This window comes from Frankia sp. BMG5.60, assembly GCF_059428125.1.
Map to the genome: position 1 here is coordinate 6581320 of NZ_CM182091.1, position 18701 is coordinate 6600020.

Below are 18701 nucleotides of genomic sequence, written 5' to 3' on the forward strand. Positions count from 1 at the left end.
CCCATGTTCGCGCGACTGCCCGGCTGGGCCCGCCAGCATCTGGCCGCCCTGCGGATCCTGCTCGTGTTCACCGTCGTCGTCGGCCTCGCCTACCCGCTGGCGATCCTCGCCGTCGCCCAGCTCCCCGGCCTGCATCACCGCGCCGACGGCTCGTTCGTCAGCGGCGCCGACGGCCGGCGGGTCGGCTCGTCGCTGATCGGTCAGTCGTTCACCGACGCCGACGGCAACGCGCTGCCGCGCTACTTCCAGAGCCGGCCGTCGGCGGCCGGCGACGGCTACGACCCGACGTCCACCTCGGCGTCGAACCTCGGCCCGGAGGACGTCGTCGACAGCTTCGACGACCCCGCCACCAAGGACGACGACGAGACCCGGCAGAGCCTGCTCACCCAGGTCTGCGCCCGCAGCCGGGCAGTCGGAACGCTGGACGGCGTCGACGGCCGCCGACCGTACTGCACCGCCTCCGGGGTCGGCGCCGTGCTCGCCGTCTACCACGCCGGTCCCGGCTATGACGGCCGGGTGACGCGGGTCGTCAGCGTCAACGAGCTGTGCCCGACCCGGCCGTTCCTCGCCACCTACGACGGCGTGCCGGTGAGCTGCCGGACGCTGACCGACGACATCGCCGCCGGCCAGCGCGTCCTCATCCGCGGCGACGCCCCCGCGCGCCCCGCCGTCCCCGCGGACGCGGTCACCGCCAGCGCCAGCGGCCTCGACCCGCAGATCAGCACCGCCTACGCTGACCTTCAGGTCGGCCGGGTGGCCCGGGTCCGCGGCCTGCCCACCGGGCAGGTCGCCGCGCTCGTGCGGGACCACACGACCGGCCGGAGCCTCGGCTTCCTCGGCGAACCGGCGGTCAACGTGCTGGGCCTCAACCGGGCGCTGGACGCGCTCACCCCGGCGCGACGGTGAGCCCGGCGGCCGGGTCGGGGGGCGAGGGGAGCGGGGAGCCGGTGGGGCGCATCCTGATCGTCGAGGACGAGCCGCAGTTGCTGCGCGCGATGCGGATCAACCTGCGCAGCCGCGGCCACGAGGTCCGCACCGCCGTCGACGGCGGCCACGCGCTGCGCGAGGCCGCCAGCCACCCGCCCGACCTGATCGTGCTCGATCTCGGCCTGCCCGACCTCGACGGCATCGACGTCATCCGCGGCCTGCGCGGCTGGACCCACGTCCCGATCATCGTCCTGTCCGGCCGCACCTCCGGCCACGACAAGATTGCCGCCCTGGACGCGGGCGCCGACGACTACGTCACCAAGCCGTTCTCGGTGGAGGAGCTGCTCGCCCGCATCCGCGCGGTCACCCGCCGAGCCGGCGGCGCCGAGACCGGCCCCGTCATCACCATCGGCCGCCACCGCATCGACTTCGCCGCCAAGGCCGTCACCACCCTCCCCGACCCCCCGACACCCCCAGCCGACGGCGGTACTCCCGGCGCCGCCGAGCCCGCAGGCAACGGCGCGCCGGAGGCTGAGGCCGAGGCCGCCGAGCCGGTGCAGGCGGCCGAGCCTGGGCAGGCGTCCGCGTCCGGGCAGGTGCCCGTGTCGGGGGAGGCGCTCGAGTCGGGGGTGGCGCCCGAGTCGGTGCGGTTGACGCCGACCGAGTGGCGGCTGCTGGCGACCCTGGTCCGCGAGCCCGGCAAGCTGATCAGCTCGCGGTCCCTGCTCGACCAGGTCTGGGGCCCCGGCCACGCCGACGACACCTCGTCCCTGCGGCTCTACGTCAACCGCCTACGCCGCAAACTCGAACCCGACCCGTCCCGCCCCCGCCACCTCACCACCGAACCCGGCATGGGCTACCGCTACCAGCCGTGAGGCCGGCACCGGACGCTTGAACACGCCGTTTTTGCAGGTCAGCGGGTCCGGCCGCCTTTTCTTGGCAAATAGCTTGCCCTGAAAGAACCGGTGACCGGCCTGTTGGTAGGTTGTTGCCCCGTCGGCACGGCAACGTAGGCGGACGAAGCGGTGGGACACGGCATGGCGATGAGGCTGGGCAGCTCATACACCCTGGAATCCCTGATCGGGCGGGGCGGTATGGGGGAGGTATGGCGTGGGCACGACCAGTCCGGACGAGTCCTTGCCTTCAAGCTCCTGCTGCCGGAACTCACCACCGACGAAAGAATAGTCGCCCGGTTCATGCGGGAGCGATCGATCCTCACCCGCATTCAGTCGCCGTTCGTGGTGAAGGTCTGGGACCTGGTCGCCGAACATGGCCGGCTGGCCATTGTGATGGATTTCATCGAGGGTTCCGACCTGCGTCAGTACCTGCGTTCCCGGGGAACCCTGTCTCCGGCGGAGGCGGTGGGCCTGACCGTCGACGTTCTGACCGGTCTCGGTGTCGCCCATGACCTCGGTATCGTCCACCGCGACCTCAAACCCGCGAACGTCCTGCTCGGCGGCGACGGCCCGGCGCTGCACCCCAGGGTGACCGATTTCGGCATCGCCGCCGTGATCGATGCCTCCACCGAGCTGACCACCAGCCAGGGCATCCTCGGCACGCCGACGTACATGGCCCCGGAGATGGTCTCCGGGGGTGGGGTCGGTCCGCCCGCGGACGTCTACGCCGCCGGCATCATGCTCTATGAGCTGGTCAGCGGGGTCACCCCGTTCGCCGGGCTGATGCCGCTGGCCGTCATGCGCGCCCACATCGATCTGCTGCCCGGTCGTCCCCCCGGCCTTGACGACGCGCTGTGGGCCGTCGTGTCGGCCATGCTCGCGAAGAACCCGGCGGACCGGCCCGGGGTGGCGGACCTGCGCGCGCTCCAGCCCAGCCTCGCGGGCCGACCCGCCCAGCCGCCGCTCGGCTCGCCGCCGCCCGCCACGACCGGACCGGGGCCGGCCCCGGCCGGCATCGCTCATCCGCGGGCTGCGGCTCCGTTACCTTCGCCGGACCCGGTGGCGTCACACGCGGTGGCGTCACATGCGGTGGCGTCAAACCCGGTGACGTCGGACCCCGTGACATCGGACCCCGTGGCGTCGGACCCGGCAGCGGTGGAACCGGTGGCGTCAGGCCGGGTGGCCTCGGATCCGGCAGCGTCAGACCCGGTGGCCTCGGGCCCGATGGCGTCAGATCCGGCAGCGTCAGATCCGGTGGCCTCAGATCCGGTGGCGTCGAGCCGGGCCGCGCGGCTGCGCGGGCTGGTGCCGGGCCGCCCGGACACCCCGATGGCCACCGGCACCCGCCGAGCGCACGGCGGCCGCTGGCGGCGGGTGCCCGTCATCGTCGCCGTCGTGGCGGTGGTCCTCACCCTCGGGGCGACGGCGTTGGAGCGCACGTTGCACAACGGGTCGGACCCGGCCCCCCATCAGAACCTGGCGGCCAGCGACCCCGGACTCCTTCTGCCGTCGACCACAGCCGCATCCTCGACCCCCTCGGACGCGTCCCCGGCCACCGGTGACACGTCAACGGCGACCGCTGACGCATCCTCGGCCACCGCCGAGTCCGGTTCCGCGGCGCCGGCCGCGCCCCTCACCGGGACCGGGTCGCACCCGATGCCGGGCTCGGCGGCCGGGCCCGCCGCCGGCAACGCCTCGGCCGGGCATGCGGTTCCCGTCGCCGAACCGGTCGCGCCGAGGTCGCAGCCGCCAGGCGGGACCGCGGGCAATCCCGCGAGCGCACCGGCCCCGGCGGCTCCCGCGGCCCAGCCGGCGACCAAGTCCTGGACCGACACCGCGACCGGCGCCTGCCTCGACAGCGACGGCGCCAGGATCTACACGCTCGACTGCAACGGTGGCGACTGGCAGCAGTGGACCCGGGACGGGCTGCGGTTCCGCAACCTCCACACCGGCACCTGTATGGTCAGCGCCGCCGGTGGGCACACCGCGGACGGCGCCCAGATGCCGGACGCCCTGTACGCGACCACCTGCGACGGGTCAGCCGGCCAGCAGTGGGCGGTCGCGTCGAGCACCCGCTTCGGACAGGCCTTCCGCAACGTGGCAACAGGCAAATGCCTGGACAGCAATCACGAAAGCCCGAACGGTACCGGATACCAGGCATACACCCTGCCCTGCAGCGGAAACAACTATCAGAACTGGACATAGGCGAAATTCCATCCCGGGGCGGAGCTGGTTCGCTACCACCAGCCGCGGCGGCGGGCCCAGCGCAGGAGGGTCGCGGACATCGCGGCCATGACGGCGAGGACGATGAGCAGTTCGGGGTACTGGGAGCGGTCGTTGACGATCAGGTTCATGCCGAGCACCGAGGACAGGGCGGTGATCGGGAGGGTGACGGCGGCGATGACGGCGAACCGTTCCGCGGCGATGGTCATCTTCGTCTCGGTCAGGGTGCGGTAAAACTCGATCACTCCCTGCAGGTAGTCGCGCTGCGCGTCGGCAAGGGCGCGGATGCGGTCGAACTGGTCGGCGAGGTCATCGACGAGCGGGCGCGCGGCCAGCAGGGCTCGGATCGCGACACTGTCGGGTGCCACCGGGGTCGGATGCCCGCCGGGCGGGGCGGTGCGGGCGAGGACGGACAGCCGGTCCAGCGCCTCTCTGCCCAGCGCGCCCATCGTGCGGACGGCCAGCAGCCCGTGCCGGGCGCGGAACAGCTCGTCGAGGAGCTGCTCCGGGTCGCCGAGGTGACCGCCGGTGACGCGCTGTTCGAGGCGCCACACCTCGCCGGTCGTCGCCTCGATGAACGCCTCCTGCCGGTGGGCGAGCACGGTGCCGATCGCGTAGGCGAGGTCGAACGGGGAGGCCGGGCGAAGCCGGCCCGCGTCGAGCCGGGCCGCGACGTCACCGGTCTCCCGCAGCATCGCCTCCCGGCTGACGGCGGGGTTCGCCGGTCCATGCACGGTGACGAGATAACGGGGCCGATGAATTCGTCCAGCTCGACGTAGTGCACATGCCCACCGGCGCCGCGTTCGGGCGCGTGCAACACGACGAACACATGATCGGTGTAGGCCCGGACCTTGGGCACCCGGTTGCGTTCCACGCAGTCGCGCACGGCGAGGGGGTGGAGCCCGAACACCTCGGTCAGCACCCGGGTGCCGGCGTCGTCGCAGCTCGGCATGTCCACCCAGATCAGCCCCTCGCCGGCGGCGACGAGCACGGGCAGGGTCTCGGCGGAGTGCCGTTCGACACCCGTGTCGGTCAGCAGGCGGATCTCCACGCCGATGAGCCCCCCTCGAACGCCCGCCGCACCCGGCGGGCTCGCCCGTCACCCGCCATCGGCACGAGACGGCCGGTCGCGCTGCGCCGTGTACCGTCCGCCCGATCGGACCGAACTGTGGAAATACCGGTCTCCCGCGGATTCGCGCAGAACGAATCTCACGCCCTCGCGGTAAGCTGCAGGAAATGATAGCCGTCGAGGCGTCCGATCGCGGTCCAGGTTCGGTTCCGGACGGACGTGATGTTAGTGGCGAGTGATAATGCTCGGTATTCTCGTTAGTCTTCCGTGAGAATTCGCTGCGATTCCGGCCAGTCGCGATTCACTGTAGGCGACCGCGGCCATCGGCTGGTTCGCCCGCCCGCCCGCCCGGCGGCGGGGGCGCTGTGCGTCGGCTGCGCCGAGCTGTGCCTCAGTGGTTTCCGGCTGAACGATCTCGGCACGCTCGCGCCGCGTCCGGCGGTCGACCTGCCGGCGCTGGGCACGCTGACAGCCGCCTGGCTGGCCGCATGCTCGGCCCGGTCGCTGTCGCTGCGCCGGGAAGCGGGCCGCGGCAGGGCGACACGCCCATCGTTCCCCGCCAGCGCACCTCGACCTGATCGGCGTCGTCGCGCGGGTCGTGCGGCCCGGGACGGTGCGCCTGGGCGATCAGGTCGCCGTCGACGTCAGTTGAGGGTAGCCTTACTAAACATTCGGGACATCGGAGGATTTCGGCTGGTCCACCCGGCGGTCGGTGACACGCGGGTGCCACCCGTGCCCCGCCCGGATCCGACGGCGGCAGCTCGACGACGGGGAGGACGGGTGGCGCTGGCACCCTTGCGGCGGCTGGGCTCGGCGGCCCGGTCCGCCCGGGCGGGGGCGGTCCCGCAGACCGCACCGCCGGCCCCGGACGGCGCCGGCCACCCGCCGGCTCTCGAGGGTGCGCAGCGCTCGTCGGCCTTGGACGGTGCCGCCCATCCGGCGGCCTCGGATGGCGCCGGGCACCCGCCGGCCCGGCTGCTCGGCGAGGAGCTGACCCTCGCCTACGACCGTCGGGTCGTCGCGCAGGGCTTGGCGGTGCGCATTCCCGACGGCGCGTTCACCGTGATCGTGGGCCCCAACGCGTGCGGCAAGTCCACCCTCCTGCGCGCCCTGGCCCGGGTCATGCGGCCGGCCGCCGGCACGGTTCGTCTCGACGGCGCGCAGATCGCGTCGCTGCCGTCGAAGGAGATCGCCCGGCGCCTCGGCCTGCTGCCGCAGACCGCGATCGCGCCGGACGGCATCACCGTCGTCGACCTCGTCAGCCGCGGCCGGTATCCGCACCAGACGATCTGGCGCCAGTGGTCCACCCGCGACGAGCAGGTCGTCCGCGAGGCCATGGCGGTCAGCGGCGTCACCGATCTGGCGAGCCGGTTCGTCGATGAGCTGTCCGGCGGGCAACGCCAGCGGGTGTGGCTCGCGATGACGCTGGCGCAGGAGACGCCGATCCTCCTGCTCGACGAGCCGACCACCTACCTCGACATCACCCACCAGTTCGACGTGCTGGACCTGTGTGCGGACCTGCACGAGAACCACGGCCGCACGCTGGTCGCCGTCCTGCACGACCTCAACCAGGCCTGCCGCTACGCCACGCGCCTCGTCGTGATGGCCGCCGGCCGCATCGTCGCCGAGGGCCCGCCCGCCGAGATCGTCACCGCAGAGCTGATCGAGACGACCTTCGGCCTCGCCTGTCGGGTGATCCCCGACCCCGAGACGGGCACCCCGATGATCATCCCTGCCGCCCGGCGCCGGGCGTCCTCGTCGAAGACCGGGGTCGCCCCGACTCAACCGGTGGGCGGCGACGGCGGAGCGGGCGACGGCGGGGACGGCGGCCGCGGAGATGTCGTAGCCACCGGGGCTGGCCTGCGCGGCTGACCGGACGCAGGGCGGCTGTCCCTGCGCGCTGGTTTTCCCGACGCGCTGGTTTTCCGAGGCACTGGTTTTCCCGAGGCACTGGCTGTCCCGAGGCACTGGTTGTCCCGGCGCGGGGTGGGCCGAGTGCACCGTTGACCGGTGATCCGCGGAGCGCCCTCCGGCGGGCGTCCGTGGGGCATTCAAGCCTCCAAATCGGTTAGATCATATGATGTGAACAGTGTTGCGGGTCACGGCCGGCGGGCCGCCGGAGACGGCGGTCCGGCACCGGGGTGGAGGCCGCGCCTCGGCGGTCGGCCGCTCGATGCGGGTGCGCGGACCGGCCGAGCCGCTCGCCCCGGCGTCGGCTGGGCCCATCGCTGAGAGCCAGGCACAGCCATCCCTGAGAGCCAGTCGGAGCCCTCATCCCTGGGGGCCAGCCGGGGCCATCCCTGACAGCCAGGAGGAGCAGATGACAGCAGCACCGGAAGCCGCCACAGGCTTATCCGCCACCTCCGCCGGACCGCCGGCCGCCGAGCCCGCCATACCGCCGGCTCCCGTGTCGCCGGCGCTCGTGACGCCGGCCCCCGTATCCGCGACGGAGCCGGCGGGGACGGGTCAGGGGCGCTTTGCCGGGACCGTCGTCCTGGTCACCGGGGCCGGCCGCGGGCTGGGGCGCACGATCGCCGAGGCGTTCGCCGTCGAGGGCGCCACGGTCGTCGTCGCCGCCCGGACCGCGCGGTACGGCGAGCGCACCGTGCGGGAGTTCCGCGAGAGGGGGCTGTCGGCCTCCCTGGTGCTCGGCGACCTGGCCGAGCGGGCCGACGTCGCGAAGATGTTCGACGAGGCGGTCACCCGACACGGGGCGCTGGATGTGGTCGTCCACAGCGCCGCCGACAACGCTCAGGGGCTGCTCGCCGAGATCGACGACGACGCGCTCGACTACCTGCTGCGCAGCAACGTTCACGCGCTGCACTGGATCACCCGGGCGGCGGTGCCGCACCTGAGGCGGTCGAAGCTTCCCGGGCGGATGATCTTCATTTCTTCGGGTGCGGCGAACCGCGTCTTCTCGCCCGGCCTGAACGCCTACGGCTCCACGAAGGCGTATCTGGAGTCGTTCGCCCGCGGCCTGGCCGGCGAGCTCGGTCCGCTCGGCGTGCGGGTCAACGTCGTCGGTCCCGGCCTCACCGTGACCGAACGGATGCTCGGCCACCTCACCCACGCCCAGGCCGACGCGCTTGCCAGCACCTACCCGCTCGGCCGCGCCGGCCTGCCCGAGGAGATCGCCGCGGCGGTGCTGTTCCTCGCCTCCCGGGAGGCCTCCTACATCACCGGTGCCTCCCTGCTCGTCGACGGCGGGGCGAGCATGGCCCCCTTCCCGGCCCGCGGTGCCATGAGCGACTCCGCCAGCCACTGACCCGGCCGGCGCACCGACCCGGCCGGTGCACTCGCCCGGCCGGCGACTCCAAGGCCGACCCCGGCCGCATCGTGCGGCCGGGGGACGTCCGGATGGCTGGTCAGGGTTTTGTCACCTCCGGGTCAGGTATCGAGCCGATATTCCCGGTCGGGGGCGGAACCCGACTGGTTACGAATTCCTTGCCTTTTGGTCAGGCAGCGGAAGGCGGACCTCGGTCAGGAAGAACTCGTCGATTCTGCGCACCACCTCGGCGAACTGATCGAGATTGGCGGGTTTGGTGACGAAGGCGTTGGCCTGCAGGTCGTAGCAGGCGGCGACGTCCGCCTCCGCGGCCGACGCGGTGAGCACGACGACGGGGATCGACCGTAGATCGACATCGGCCTTGAGCTCGGCGAGTACCTCCCGGCCATCCCGGCGCGGAAGGTTCAGGTCGAGCAGGATCAGGTCGGGGCGCCGCACCGTTCGGCCCGCTCCGAGGGCGCGTAGATACGTCATCGCGGCCACCCCGTCCGCGGCCACCCGCAACTGCGCCGGCACTCCCTGGTCCAGTAACGCCACCTGGATCATCAGGGCATCGCCGGGATCATCCTCCACCAGGAGAACTTCGGTCGGAGCCGAATCCGGCACTGAACCTCCCCACGCCCGAATCTGCCTTCATCAGCTCTCGTAATACCATTTCGCGGGAAGTGGCCGCCGGCTCCGGGGAGCCCGTCTCGCCACGCGCCGGCCCGCCGTGGCCGGGCCCGCCATCGGCCATCGCGGCGCGTCCCGGCGACCCCGCCGGCCGGGGGCGCGTCCCGCGACCCGGCCGGCCGGCGAGGTCGCCGCGTGGCGGGTGGCGCCCCCGCGTGGCGGGCCGCTCACCGGCGGCGGCTTCCCGGATGGTCGGCCCGGTGTTCGTTCGGGTTCGCCGCGGCCCGCGGAGTGTTCCGGGTGAACCGGTCGCGGGAACGCCGCCGGAGATGCGCGTCGGCGGTGGGAACGCGGCCGGCTCCGGGTATAACCCGGATCACCGGCGACCAGCGGATCGGAAAGGCAGCCGACTTCCGGGTGGCGCCGCGTCGCGGTCGGCTGCGCTGCTTCTCTCGCGCCGCGGACCACGGCAGACGGCCGAAAGGCGGGGGTGGCAGTGGGATGTGGCGAACCGGTCCTCTGGGGAATCTCCTTCGACGCGACCCCCATCTCGGGCGTGGTGGTCGAGTTCGTGAAGACCGCCCGGATCCTCCACCAGCGCGGCTACCGCGTCCACCTCGACCTCGGGTATGACGTGAAGGCCGACAAGGACGCATTCTTCCAGCCCTATCGGGACGAGGCCGCGCTGTTGCCGGACTGGGTTCGGCTGGCCCGGATCGACGGGCTCGACGCCGTGCCGGGATATGACGCGGATTTCGTGACCGCCGTGCTGCGGGAGGTGGTCCAGGCCGGCGACGAGCGGCTCGGGCCGCGAATCGACACGGTCGCCGAGCAGATCAGCCGCCGTATCGTCGACACCTGGCGGCGGCGCGGAGTCTCGTTCGTGCTGGTGGAGAACGGCACGCTGCCGGAGAACATCACCTACACCCGGGCGCTGTACCTGGCCATCGAACGGTACGGGCGTGAGGAGGGGCTCGGTCGATTCGTGCTCTGGCGCGACCACGACCTGATGTGGCAGAGCGAGCCGGCCGCGGGCAAGTACGGAACCTTTCCCTACCCGCACGCGGTCGCCCCCGTGGACTCGCCGCACATCCAGTATCTGGTCCAGCACGCCGAGGCCCGCCGCCGGATGCTGCACTGGCAGCCCGACCTGCGCCATCTCGCGGTTCTGCCGAACACGTTCAGCGCGCCGCCGGCCGTCGTCGACGAGTACAACGCCGCCTTCCGCCGGGACTACGGCATTCCGGCGCAGGCCATCCTCATCGCCCGTCCCACCCGCCTCATCCCGCAGAAGCGCATCGACCGCGACATCCATCTCCTCGCGGCGTTGCTCGCCCATCCACGGCTGCCCGCGGACATTCACCTGTTCGTCACCGGCGACCGGGCGGAATCCCCGACCGAGTACGCGCGTCTCGCCGCGTTCGCGCGGCGGCTCGGGGTGGCCGACCGGGTGGTGTTCGGCGGCTGGCTCGCCCCGCACGCCGGCGAGGTCGGTCGGCCGGCGGGGCGCGGTTATTCGGTGCAGGATCTGTTCGCCCACGCCGACCTGGTCTCGTTTCTGACCTCCGGCGACTACGAGAGTTACGGCAATCCGATCGGGGAGGCCGTCGCCGCCGGCGTCCCGTACATCACCACCGGCTATGACCTGTACGACACGGTGTACGGGAGCGCGGGCTTCCAGGCGCCGGTGATGGATCTCACGGCCGGCGACCTGCCGACCCCGGCTTTCGTCGACGCCGTCGCCGACCTGCTGGTCGACGCCGAGACGCGCCGGCGGACCGTCGCCGTCAACCACCGGCTCGGCGCCCGACGTCTCGCCCGCGGCCGCCGCCAGGTCTGCGACCTGCTCGACGGGATGGTCGGGCCGGCGGCGGCAGCGCGGCCCACGCCGATGGACGCCGGCATCCGGATGAGCGTCGTGCTGCCGGTCTACAACGAGGCGGCGAACCTACCGGCGGTGCTGGCCTCGCTGTACGGCCAGTGCGGCGACGGCGGGACGTCGCTGCGGGCCAGGGTGCCGTACGAGGTGGTGGTCGTCGACAACAACTCCACCGACGCCACCGTCGATGTCGCCCGCCGGTTCGCCGCGGCGCATCCCGACCTGCCCGTCCAGGTGATCCACGAGGGAGAGCAGGGGGTCGCCTGCGCCCGCCGGGCGGGCATGCAGGCCGCGGTCGCGCGCAGCCGGGCCCGGGCCGACGCCGAAGCGGCCCGGCGGTTCTACCTGGTCTCCGCGGACGCGGACTGCCGGGTCGATCCCACCTGGCTGTGGGAGCTGTTCGTCGCCATGGAGGCGGGAAAGGCGGCGATCGGGGTCTGCGACTACTACTACCGCGCCGAGCATTTCACCGGCCGGCCGCGGCTGTGGGCCGCGATCGACCGGACCCTGCGCTGCCGTGCGGTGACCTTCCGCCTGTTCGGCGGCTTTCCCGACGGAAAGGGCTTCGCGGTCGAGCGCGGCGCGTACGAGAAGGTCGGTGGAATAGAGATCTTCTATCAGGTTCAGGACGGCCGGTTCGTCCCGCACCTGTCCGACGACTGGGATTTCGGCATCTCGGTGCGGGGATCCGGTGAGGAGATCGTGTACGCCCCGAGATCGCGGGTCGAGATCAATCCCCGGCGGGTCGACCACGCCCTGGACGAGGTCATCGCCGGCCGGGCGTACGGCCATGGCGGCACGATCGTGATGCGCGACATCCGGGACCCCGACCTGACCGGCGACGGCGCCCGGGACCTCACCGCCGCGCAGGCAAGGCAGGCGTGGGAGTTCTCCGTCAAGGACTTCACGCCGAAGAACACGATCCTGCCCGTCCTGCTCACCCCGTCCCTGCTCGACGACCACGCCGTGGCGGACTTCTTCACGCCGTCGTTGGCCCGCCGGCTGGGCCGTCGCGTCGCCGAGATTCTCGACGAGATGCACGTCGTCGACCTCACCCCGATCCACGCCTACAAGACGCCGAGCTACCGGTTGTACTTCGAGTTCGCCGACGAGATCTTCGCCCGGCTGCGGGCGACGGCAGGGTCGGACATCGGCCGGCCACCGCCGCTGCCGACCTGCCTGCGCGAGGTGCCCGCCAGCCGTTTCCGGGAGTTCGTCCGCTATTACTGCGAGGACCGGGAATCGGGCGCGGCCCACGACTACTTCGGCAACGGCGGGGTGTTCTGATGACCATCGTCGGCGAGAACGCGGAACTGGCGTCCCTGCGGGAGATCGACCCGTCGTACCCGGCTCCGACGGTGCTGCCCGTGCTCGGCGGGCCGCAGAACCGGGAGCTGCTGGACTACGTCGCCCGGGATCCGTTCGGTGCGCACGTCTTTCCCGGCGATCTGGCCGACCACCCGCCGGAGCGTTTCCTCGCCGACCTCGCCGACCAGCTCGCCCACACCGCGCCCATCCACCTGTGGTCCTACATTCCGACCTGCTCCTACCACTGCCGGTTCTGCCAGTACCCGACGGTCCTGATCGCCGGTGAACCCGCGGTGGCCGCGGAACGGGCGGCCCGGTGGGTGGATCTGAACATCACCGAGGCCCGCCTCTGGCTCGACCGGGTACCCACCCTGGCGGATGCGCCGGTCGGCGAGTTCAACGTCTTCGGCGGCACACCGTCCCTGCTGCCCGCATCCGCCATCCGCAGGCTTCTCGGGTTCTACCGGGAGAACTTCGGTTTCACCCCCGACACCGCGATCCGGTTCGAGGGCGATCCGAGCAGCCTCACGGCCGAGAAGCTGGAGACGCTCGCCGAGCTCGGCGTCACCAAGCTGTCCTGCGGCGTGCAGTCCTTCGACGACCGGGTGCTGGCACAGTCCGGCCGGCCGCACACCGGCGCGCGGTGCGTGGAGTTCGTCCGGGACGCCCAGCGGCTGGGGTTCACCTGGATCAGCGTCGACCTGATGTACGGCCTGCTGGACCAGACCGTCGACAGCGTCCGCCGGGACCTGGACGTCGTCGTGGACACCGGACTGACCGCGGTGGTCTGCACGAAACTGCACCTGCGGCCGTATGCCGAGACGCGGACCGGGGTCGCCGGAGAGCGGCCGGCGGCCTGGCAGATTCCCGCCTACCGCGACCGGCTGGCCGCCGCCGGTCATCGTTGGCCGACGCTCGGCGAGCAGTACCAGATGCGTGAGGTGCTCACCGATGGGCTGGCCGGCGCCGGCTATGTGGAGCATCCGACCATGTACTTCGCCCGCGCCGGGCTCGGACCCGAAGCCTGGAAGTCGATCATGGTGGATCAGGGCCGGCAGGAGGCCGAGGTGGCGATCGGTCTCGGCGGCAGTTCGAGCTGCCGTGCCTCGGAGGCGATCACCGAGGTGGCCTGGGAGCGCTACACCGCGGCCGTCGAGTCCGGCCGGCTGCCGCTGGCGTCCGCGACGTCGTTCTCGCCGGCCGCCCGCGAGTCACGGGCGGTCCGGATGGCCCTGTCCACCCTGCAACCGCTGCGCGACCGCCTGCACCGCGCCCGGTTTCCCGGCAGCTCCCTGCTCGCCGAGCCGTGGCTCGGCCGGTTCCGCGCCCTGGCGGACCGCGGGCTGGTCGACGTCGACGAGGCCGCCGGGACGGTGACGCTGACCCGGGACGGCCGGACGCTGGTCGAGGCGATCATCAACACCGCCCTGTGAGGGGTGGATCGTGGCGTCCGGCGGTCAGCCCACTCGCCGGTCAGCAGTGCACGGCGTGCAGGAGGGCCGAGACCGTGGCGAGTCTCAGCATGATCAGCTCGTTCGTGTCCAGAATGTGCCGCAGCTCGTCGGGGTGGGCGAGCTGGTGTGTCAGCCGGGTGCGCATGGACCGGTCGTAGGCGATGCGCCGGCCGGGTCCGGCCCGCTTCGCGGCGTACATCGCGATGTCGGCGGCGTTCAGCAGCTCCTCCCCGTCGTCCAGCTCGCCCCCGTCGTCCAGCTCCTCCCCGTCGTCCAGCTCGGAGCCGGACAGGGCGAGGCCGATGCTGCCGGTCAGTACGATCGGCTGCTCCCGCAGCCGGCTCGGTACCTGCAGCGCCGCGAGCACCCGGTCGGCGATCGCCGCCAGATCCGCGATGCTGGCCACGTCCTCGCACAGGACGGCGAACTCGTCGCCGGAGAGCCGGCCCACCACGTCACCGGGCCGCACCGCCTGTCCCAGCCGGACGGCGGTGGCCCGCAGCACCTCGTCGCCGGCCTGGTGTCCGAGGGTGTCGTTGACCGCCTTGAACCCGTCGAGGTCGATGAAGAGCACCCCGACCCGGCGGTCGTCGTGGCGGGCGCGGCGCAGCGCCCGGTCGAGGTGGTCGAGCAGCGCGGTGCGGTTCGGTAGCCCGGTGAGCCCGTCGTGCAGGGATCGGTGGCGGATCTCGCTCTCCATCCGGAAGCGGATGGCCGCCGATCCGAGCACCGCGGCGACGGAGTGGAGGAACCCGGCGTCCTGGTCGGTGAACGCCTCCGCGCCCGGCGGCCGCCGGACCTCGATCGTCGCGAGGACCTGGTCGGCCCGCCCGACCGGGACCGTCAGACCGCCGGCCCCCGCCGTGTCCTCACTCGCCGTGTCCTCACCCGCCGTGTCCTCACCCGCCATGGCCTCACCCGCCGTGTCCTCACCCGCCATGGCCTCAGCCGCCGTGGCCTCACTCGCCATGGCCTCAGCCGCCGTGGCCTCACTCGCCGTGGCCTCACCCGCCGTGGCCTCGGTCGGCGTCGCCGTCGGCGTCGGGTCGGCGGGGGGAGGCTCGGGCGGTTCGCGCCGATCCACGCGGGCGAGCAGGCCACCCCGCTGTCCGTGCTCGTTCACGTCGTGGGCCTGTACGAGGTCGGCGCCGAGATGGTCGGCCAGCGCCGTCACCGCGCGCTCCCACAACGCGGCCGGAGACTCGGCCTCCAGCGCCCGCTGGCCGAGATCGGCGATCATCGCCTGTTCGGCGGACCGGACCCGCAGGTCCGCCACGGCCCGCTGCCGTTCGGTGATGTCGGTGACCACCGCGGCGACGGAACCCACCTCGCCGCCCTCCGGGATGGGCACGAGATGCACGTCGAGCCAGCGGCCGAACGCCTCGACGATCTCGTTGACCCGTTCCCCGGCCAGCGCCCTGCGCATGATCGAGGTGGCCTGCGGAAGATCGGCGAACGTCGTGAAGATGGAGGACTGGCGCGCCTCTGACAGTCCCGCCGCGGCCTGCGGACTCACCGTCCCCTCGCTCACCAGGACCCGGCCGTCGGGGTCCGCCAGGAAGATCGACACCGGGGTGTTCTCCACCACGAGCCGGAGCCGGTTCTGCGCCGCGATCTCCTCGGACACGTCCTGGAGATGGGTGAGGAAGTACTGTTCCCCGTCGGGATCGGCCAGCAGCGCGATGGTGGACAGGGCGTGGACGATGGAGCCGTCCGGGCGCAGCAGACGCAGCATCATCCGGCTCCGGGGCCGACCCGTTGCGAGCCGCAGGTGCGCCTGTGCGGTCCAGCGTTCCCTGTCCTCCGGGACGGCGATGTTCTCCCAGGTCAGGCCGACGACCTCGGACTCAGTGCGGCCGAGGACGGCGCAGGCCGCCGCGTTGGTGCGCCGGATGCGATGGTCCCGCGCGCCGGTCTCGACGATCGCTATGTCCAGTACCTCGAAAAGGTCCGGACGCTCCCCCTGCGTCACGACCACTCACCCACTCCGCCCGACCTGTCCTGGGGGGCTTGTACCCGATCGCGCCCAAGGTAATCGGTCAGACACAATGCGCATCACTGGCGTAGATGTCGACGGTAAGCCGTAGGTCACCGGGGTTTGACCAGTTCCTCGCCGCCGGTCGCGGCTGGGGATGTCGGAGGCGCTCGCTACAGTGATCCTCGGCCGTGATCGGATCCTCGGCCGTGATCGGACCAGTCGCACGGGGAGATCGACGGGATGGATGTGGCGAAGGCGGTCCGCCGGGTGATCCCGGGGGATCCGGAGACGGCGCGCGACCGCGTGATGGTGCCGGCACGCTCGCTGTGGCGCAGGGCTTGGACCAAGCGCGGCATCGACATCACCTCGTCCATGGCGACGAGATCCTGTCTCGTGGTCGCCCCGCATCCCGACGACGAGACGTTGGGGTGCGCGGTGGCGATCCTGCGCAAGCGGGCCGCCGGCACCCCGGTCACGGTGGTGATCGTCAGTGACGGCTCCCGCGGAGAGCCGGCGACGCTGCCGCCGGCGGAGCTGGTCGAGCTGCGCAAGGCGGAGACGCGCCGGGCGTGCGCCCTACTGGACGTCGACGAGTCCGACGTGCTGTTCCTCGGTTTCCCCGACGCGGAGCTCACCGACCGGGTGGCGGCCGTGGCCGCGCGGCTCGGCGAGCTCATCGGCGCCCTCGAGCCCGAGCAGATCCTGGCGCCGACCTCCTGCGAGGGGCATCCGGACCATGACGCGACCAACGAGGCGGTCCGCCGGGCGGTGGCGGCGACCGGGTACCGCGGTCAGGTCCTCGAATACACCGTCTGGCTCTGGACGCACTGGCCCTGGACCCTGGGGTACGGGTCGGCGGGCTGGTCGGCGCAGCGGCTACTCGTCCAGCCGGTCCATCGGTTGCGGGAACGCCGCCCGCTGCTGGTGGACGCACGCGGCCTGCGGGCGCGTCAGCGCCTGGCCCTCGCGGAGCACGCCACCCAGGTGGGGGAGGGGGACGCGGAGCCCGACGCCGCCGCGCCGGTGACCGGCTCGCTGCTCGCGACCCTGCAGAGCCCGTACGAGGTCTACGTCGACGCGGGGGCGCTGCATCATCTCGACTTCGACCGCCCGTGGCGGTCCGACCCCGGCACCGACGAGCACCGGTAGCGCCGCCGGCCCGCAGACGCGCCCCGGGCCGACCCGCGCCGCCCACAGCGGGCGGCCGGTCGGCCGGGGCGCCGCCTCAGCCGCGGGGGGCGGGCCAGTGCCGGCGCCGCTCCCCGGGCAGGTCGGGGTAGAGGGCGCCGGGGGCCGGGGGGCTCGACCGGCGGCGCTGCTGCGGCAGGTTCTGCGCCCCGAAGTGCGCGATGGCGCGCCGGTACGCCTCGACCTTGCGCCGGGCGATGGCTGCGGGTTCGATCTCGACCACGCCGAGACGCCCCCGGGCCCCGAACGCGCTTGCCCGCGCGGGGTCGAGCAGGAACGGCGCCAGCGCGTCGGCCAGCGGTGCCGGATCGCCCGCCGGCACCGAGCACCCCGCCTCCCACCGCTCGACGAAGGGCGCGACCCCGGCCTGGTTCGTGGTCACCACCGGCCGCCCGGCCGCCATCGCCTCGGCGGCGACGATCGAGAAGCTCTCGAAGCGGCTGGGCACCGCGACGACCCGGGCCCGCCGGTAGACCTCCTGGAGCTGGGCACCAGACAGGTGGCCGGTGAACTCCACGTCCAGCCCGAGCTGGAACGCCCGGCGGGCCAGCCATTCGCCCGAGGGAATCCCGTCGATCTCACCCGCCGAGCGCCCCGCGAGCACCAGCCGGTGCGACACTCCCGCCGCGCGCAGCCGCGCCGAGGCGTCGAGCAGGACGTCCACCCCCTTGAAGGCCTCGAGCCGGCCCACGCAGGCGATGGTCGGCGTGGTGTCGGCGACGTCGGGGACGCCCAGCCAAGGCTCCGCGTCGAAGGGGTTGGGAATCACCTCGACCTCGCGGTCATCCAGCCAGCCCCGCTCCCGCAGCGTGTCGACGAGTAGCTGGGACGGGGAGGTGACCACGTCGGCCCGGGCGGCCGAGATCCGGTCCAACCGGTCGGCGAGCAGACCCTTCGCCCCGATCGGCTGGCCCGAGAGCCGGACCGTGAGCATGGTCGGGCAGTGCAGGTGAATGGCCAGCGGCACCGAGTGGCGCGTCGCCTGGATCAGGGCCCGGGTCTCGCCGTCCTGTGTCTCGATCACGTCCGGTCGCAGTCCGAGCTGGCGTGTCCAGAGGCTGTAGGACAGCGGGAGGCTGGCCCGCAGCGTCAGCGAGTCACGCGGGTACAGCGGCCCTCGAAGCTGAGCACCGACTTTTCCCAGTACGCGGCTGACCGGCACTCGCAGTAACGGGCGTCGGTGAACGTGCACCCCGTCCTCGACGGAATCCGAGATTCGGTAACCCTGCGCACACAGCACATGGACGTCGTGGCCGAGTGACGCGAGCGCCGTGGCCAGCGCCGCCGTGTAGGTGCCCGCGCCGTCCCAGACGACCGGCGGGTACTGCTCGCAGAAGAAGAGAATGCACAGCCGCTGTAAAGAGAGCAATGACTCCGCCACGTGGTGTCCCCGATTCCGCCGTGCCGTAACGAGAGAGTGCGAAGAATATCGCCAATACGTTACTTGGTGGACGGGTCGCGCGCCCGTGCGGTCCGCTGGTTTCGGCGAGTTTGAGGGAAACTTAAGGTGACGAGTTGGCGCTGGTACCCCGGTCGTGCCGGTCGTGCCGGTCGCGGGGGTGGCCCCCACGTGCCCGAGCTTGCCGAAAGGCAAAAGTTAACATTCGCGTAAGGGTGGAGTGTGGCCGTGCGGCCCGGCGGCCCGCCGGGTTGGATCGTAGATCTTAGTCACGGTTCAAAATGGGACCTATCGTCCCTTTTAACTCCGTGACGTGGAGACGGCCGGCGGCGGAGCCTGACGGCCGGGCCGGCGGTGGAGTTCGGCGGTCTCGTCCGTGACCGGCGCCGTGGATCCCGCCCGGTGACAAGGCCGCCGTGGATCCCGCGCCGCGACTCGACCGCGGTGCGCGGATCCGGCGGGCCACGCCAACCGGACAGCCG

At 72.4% G+C, this 18701-nt stretch carries 12 protein-coding genes and 1 pseudogene; 8 read left to right on the forward strand and 5 right to left on the reverse strand.

Annotated elements, in window-relative coordinates:
• Positions 1–3: 3 nt before the first annotated feature.
• The 3 genes from AC5R91_RS27015 to AC5R91_RS27025 all read left to right on the forward strand — a co-directional run bounded on the left by AC5R91_RS27015 (position 4) and on the right by AC5R91_RS27025 (position 4028).
• Complete coding sequence (locus AC5R91_RS27015; protein WP_495394095.1) at positions 4–906, forward strand: potassium-transporting ATPase subunit C; 903 nt, start codon at positions 4–6, stop codon at positions 904–906.
• 41 nt (positions 907–947) lie between these two features.
• Positions 948–1802, forward strand: coding sequence for a response regulator (locus AC5R91_RS27020; RefSeq protein ID WP_495394096.1), 855 nt, complete (start codon positions 948–950; stop codon positions 1800–1802).
• A 162-nt stretch (positions 1803–1964) separates the two neighbouring features.
• A complete protein-coding gene (locus tag AC5R91_RS27025; protein ID WP_495394097.1) occupies positions 1965–4028 on the forward strand; it encodes a serine/threonine-protein kinase in 2064 nt (687 codons plus the stop codon).
• Between the two features lie 32 nt (positions 4029–4060).
• On the opposite strand, the gene AC5R91_RS27030 is transcribed toward AC5R91_RS27025, so the two are convergent.
• Both AC5R91_RS27030 and AC5R91_RS27035 read right to left on the reverse strand, forming a co-directional pair.
• Positions 4061–4780, reverse strand: a complete 720-nt coding sequence (locus AC5R91_RS27030; RefSeq protein ID WP_495394098.1) for a CorA family divalent cation transporter — start codon at positions 4778–4780, stop codon at positions 4061–4063.
• Between the two features lie 128 nt (positions 4781–4908).
• Positions 4909–4998: pseudogene (locus tag AC5R91_RS27035) on the reverse strand (hypothetical protein); the annotation flags it as partial.
• A gap of 1035 nt (positions 4999–6033) precedes the next feature.
• Here AC5R91_RS27035 and AC5R91_RS27040 point away from each other — a divergent pair.
• Together AC5R91_RS27040 and AC5R91_RS27045 are read left to right on the forward strand one after the other, a co-directional pair.
• Complete coding sequence (locus tag AC5R91_RS27040) at positions 6034–6987, forward strand: ABC transporter ATP-binding protein (protein ID WP_495398070.1); 954 nt, start codon at positions 6034–6036, stop codon at positions 6985–6987.
• A 448-nt stretch (positions 6988–7435) separates the two neighbouring features.
• Positions 7436–8380 (forward strand): SDR family NAD(P)-dependent oxidoreductase, encoded by a 945-nt coding sequence (locus AC5R91_RS27045; RefSeq protein ID WP_495394099.1) that lies wholly within the window; start codon positions 7436–7438, stop codon positions 8378–8380.
• A 168-nt stretch (positions 8381–8548) separates the two neighbouring features.
• Here AC5R91_RS27045 and AC5R91_RS27050 read toward each other — a convergent pair whose 3' ends face one another.
• Complete coding sequence (locus AC5R91_RS27050; protein ID WP_495394100.1) at positions 8549–8974, reverse strand: response regulator; 426 nt, start codon at positions 8972–8974, stop codon at positions 8549–8551.
• A gap of 529 nt (positions 8975–9503) precedes the next feature.
• On the opposite strand from AC5R91_RS27050, the gene AC5R91_RS27055 reads away from it, so the two are divergent.
• On the forward strand, positions 9504–12179 hold the full coding sequence (locus AC5R91_RS27055; protein WP_495394101.1) for a glycosyltransferase: 2676 nt from the start codon (positions 9504–9506) through the stop codon (positions 12177–12179).
• The gene (locus AC5R91_RS27060) at positions 12179–13633 is read left to right on the forward strand and encodes a radical SAM protein (RefSeq protein ID WP_495394102.1); all 1455 of its coding nucleotides are present in this window, start codon (positions 12179–12181) and stop codon (positions 13631–13633) included. The genes AC5R91_RS27055 and AC5R91_RS27060 overlap by 1 nt, the downstream gene beginning before the upstream one ends.
• Positions 13634–13673: 40 nt before the next feature.
• On the opposite strand, the gene AC5R91_RS27065 is transcribed toward AC5R91_RS27060, so the two are convergent.
• Positions 13674–15632, reverse strand: coding sequence for a sensor domain-containing protein (locus AC5R91_RS27065; protein WP_495394103.1), 1959 nt, complete (start codon positions 15630–15632; stop codon positions 13674–13676).
• Positions 15633–15872: 240 nt separating this feature from the next.
• On the opposite strand from AC5R91_RS27065, the gene AC5R91_RS27070 reads away from it, so the two are divergent.
• Positions 15873–16781 carry a PIG-L deacetylase family protein gene (locus AC5R91_RS27070; protein ID WP_495394104.1) on the forward strand — a complete coding sequence of 303 codons (909 nt, stop codon included), beginning with the start codon at positions 15873–15875 and terminating at the stop codon, positions 16779–16781.
• A 76-nt stretch (positions 16782–16857) separates the two neighbouring features.
• Here the strand turns inward: AC5R91_RS27070 and AC5R91_RS27075 are convergent, their stop codons facing one another.
• Positions 16858–18201, reverse strand: a complete 1344-nt coding sequence (locus tag AC5R91_RS27075; RefSeq protein WP_495394105.1) for a glycosyltransferase family 4 protein — start codon at positions 18199–18201, stop codon at positions 16858–16860.
• Between the last annotated feature and the right edge of the window lie 500 nt (positions 18202–18701).

Excerpts from the sequence above, each read along its gene's own strand:
- AC5R91_RS27025 (WP_495394097.1), top strand. The coding sequence starts at position 1,965 with ATGGCGATGAGGCTGGGCAGCTCATACACCCTGGAATCCCTGATCGGG.
- AC5R91_RS27070 (WP_495394104.1), top strand. The coding sequence starts at position 15,873 with ATGGATGTGGCGAAGGCGGTCCGCCGGGTGATCCCGGGGGATCCGGAG.
- AC5R91_RS27045 (WP_495394099.1), top strand. The coding sequence starts at position 7,436 with ATGACAGCAGCACCGGAAGCCGCCACAGGCTTATCCGCCACCTCCGCC.
- AC5R91_RS27060 (WP_495394102.1), top strand. The coding sequence starts at position 12,179 with ATGACCATCGTCGGCGAGAACGCGGAACTGGCGTCCCTGCGGGAGATC.
- AC5R91_RS27015 (WP_495394095.1), top strand. The coding sequence starts at position 4 with ATGTTCGCGCGACTGCCCGGCTGGGCCCGCCAGCATCTGGCCGCCCTG.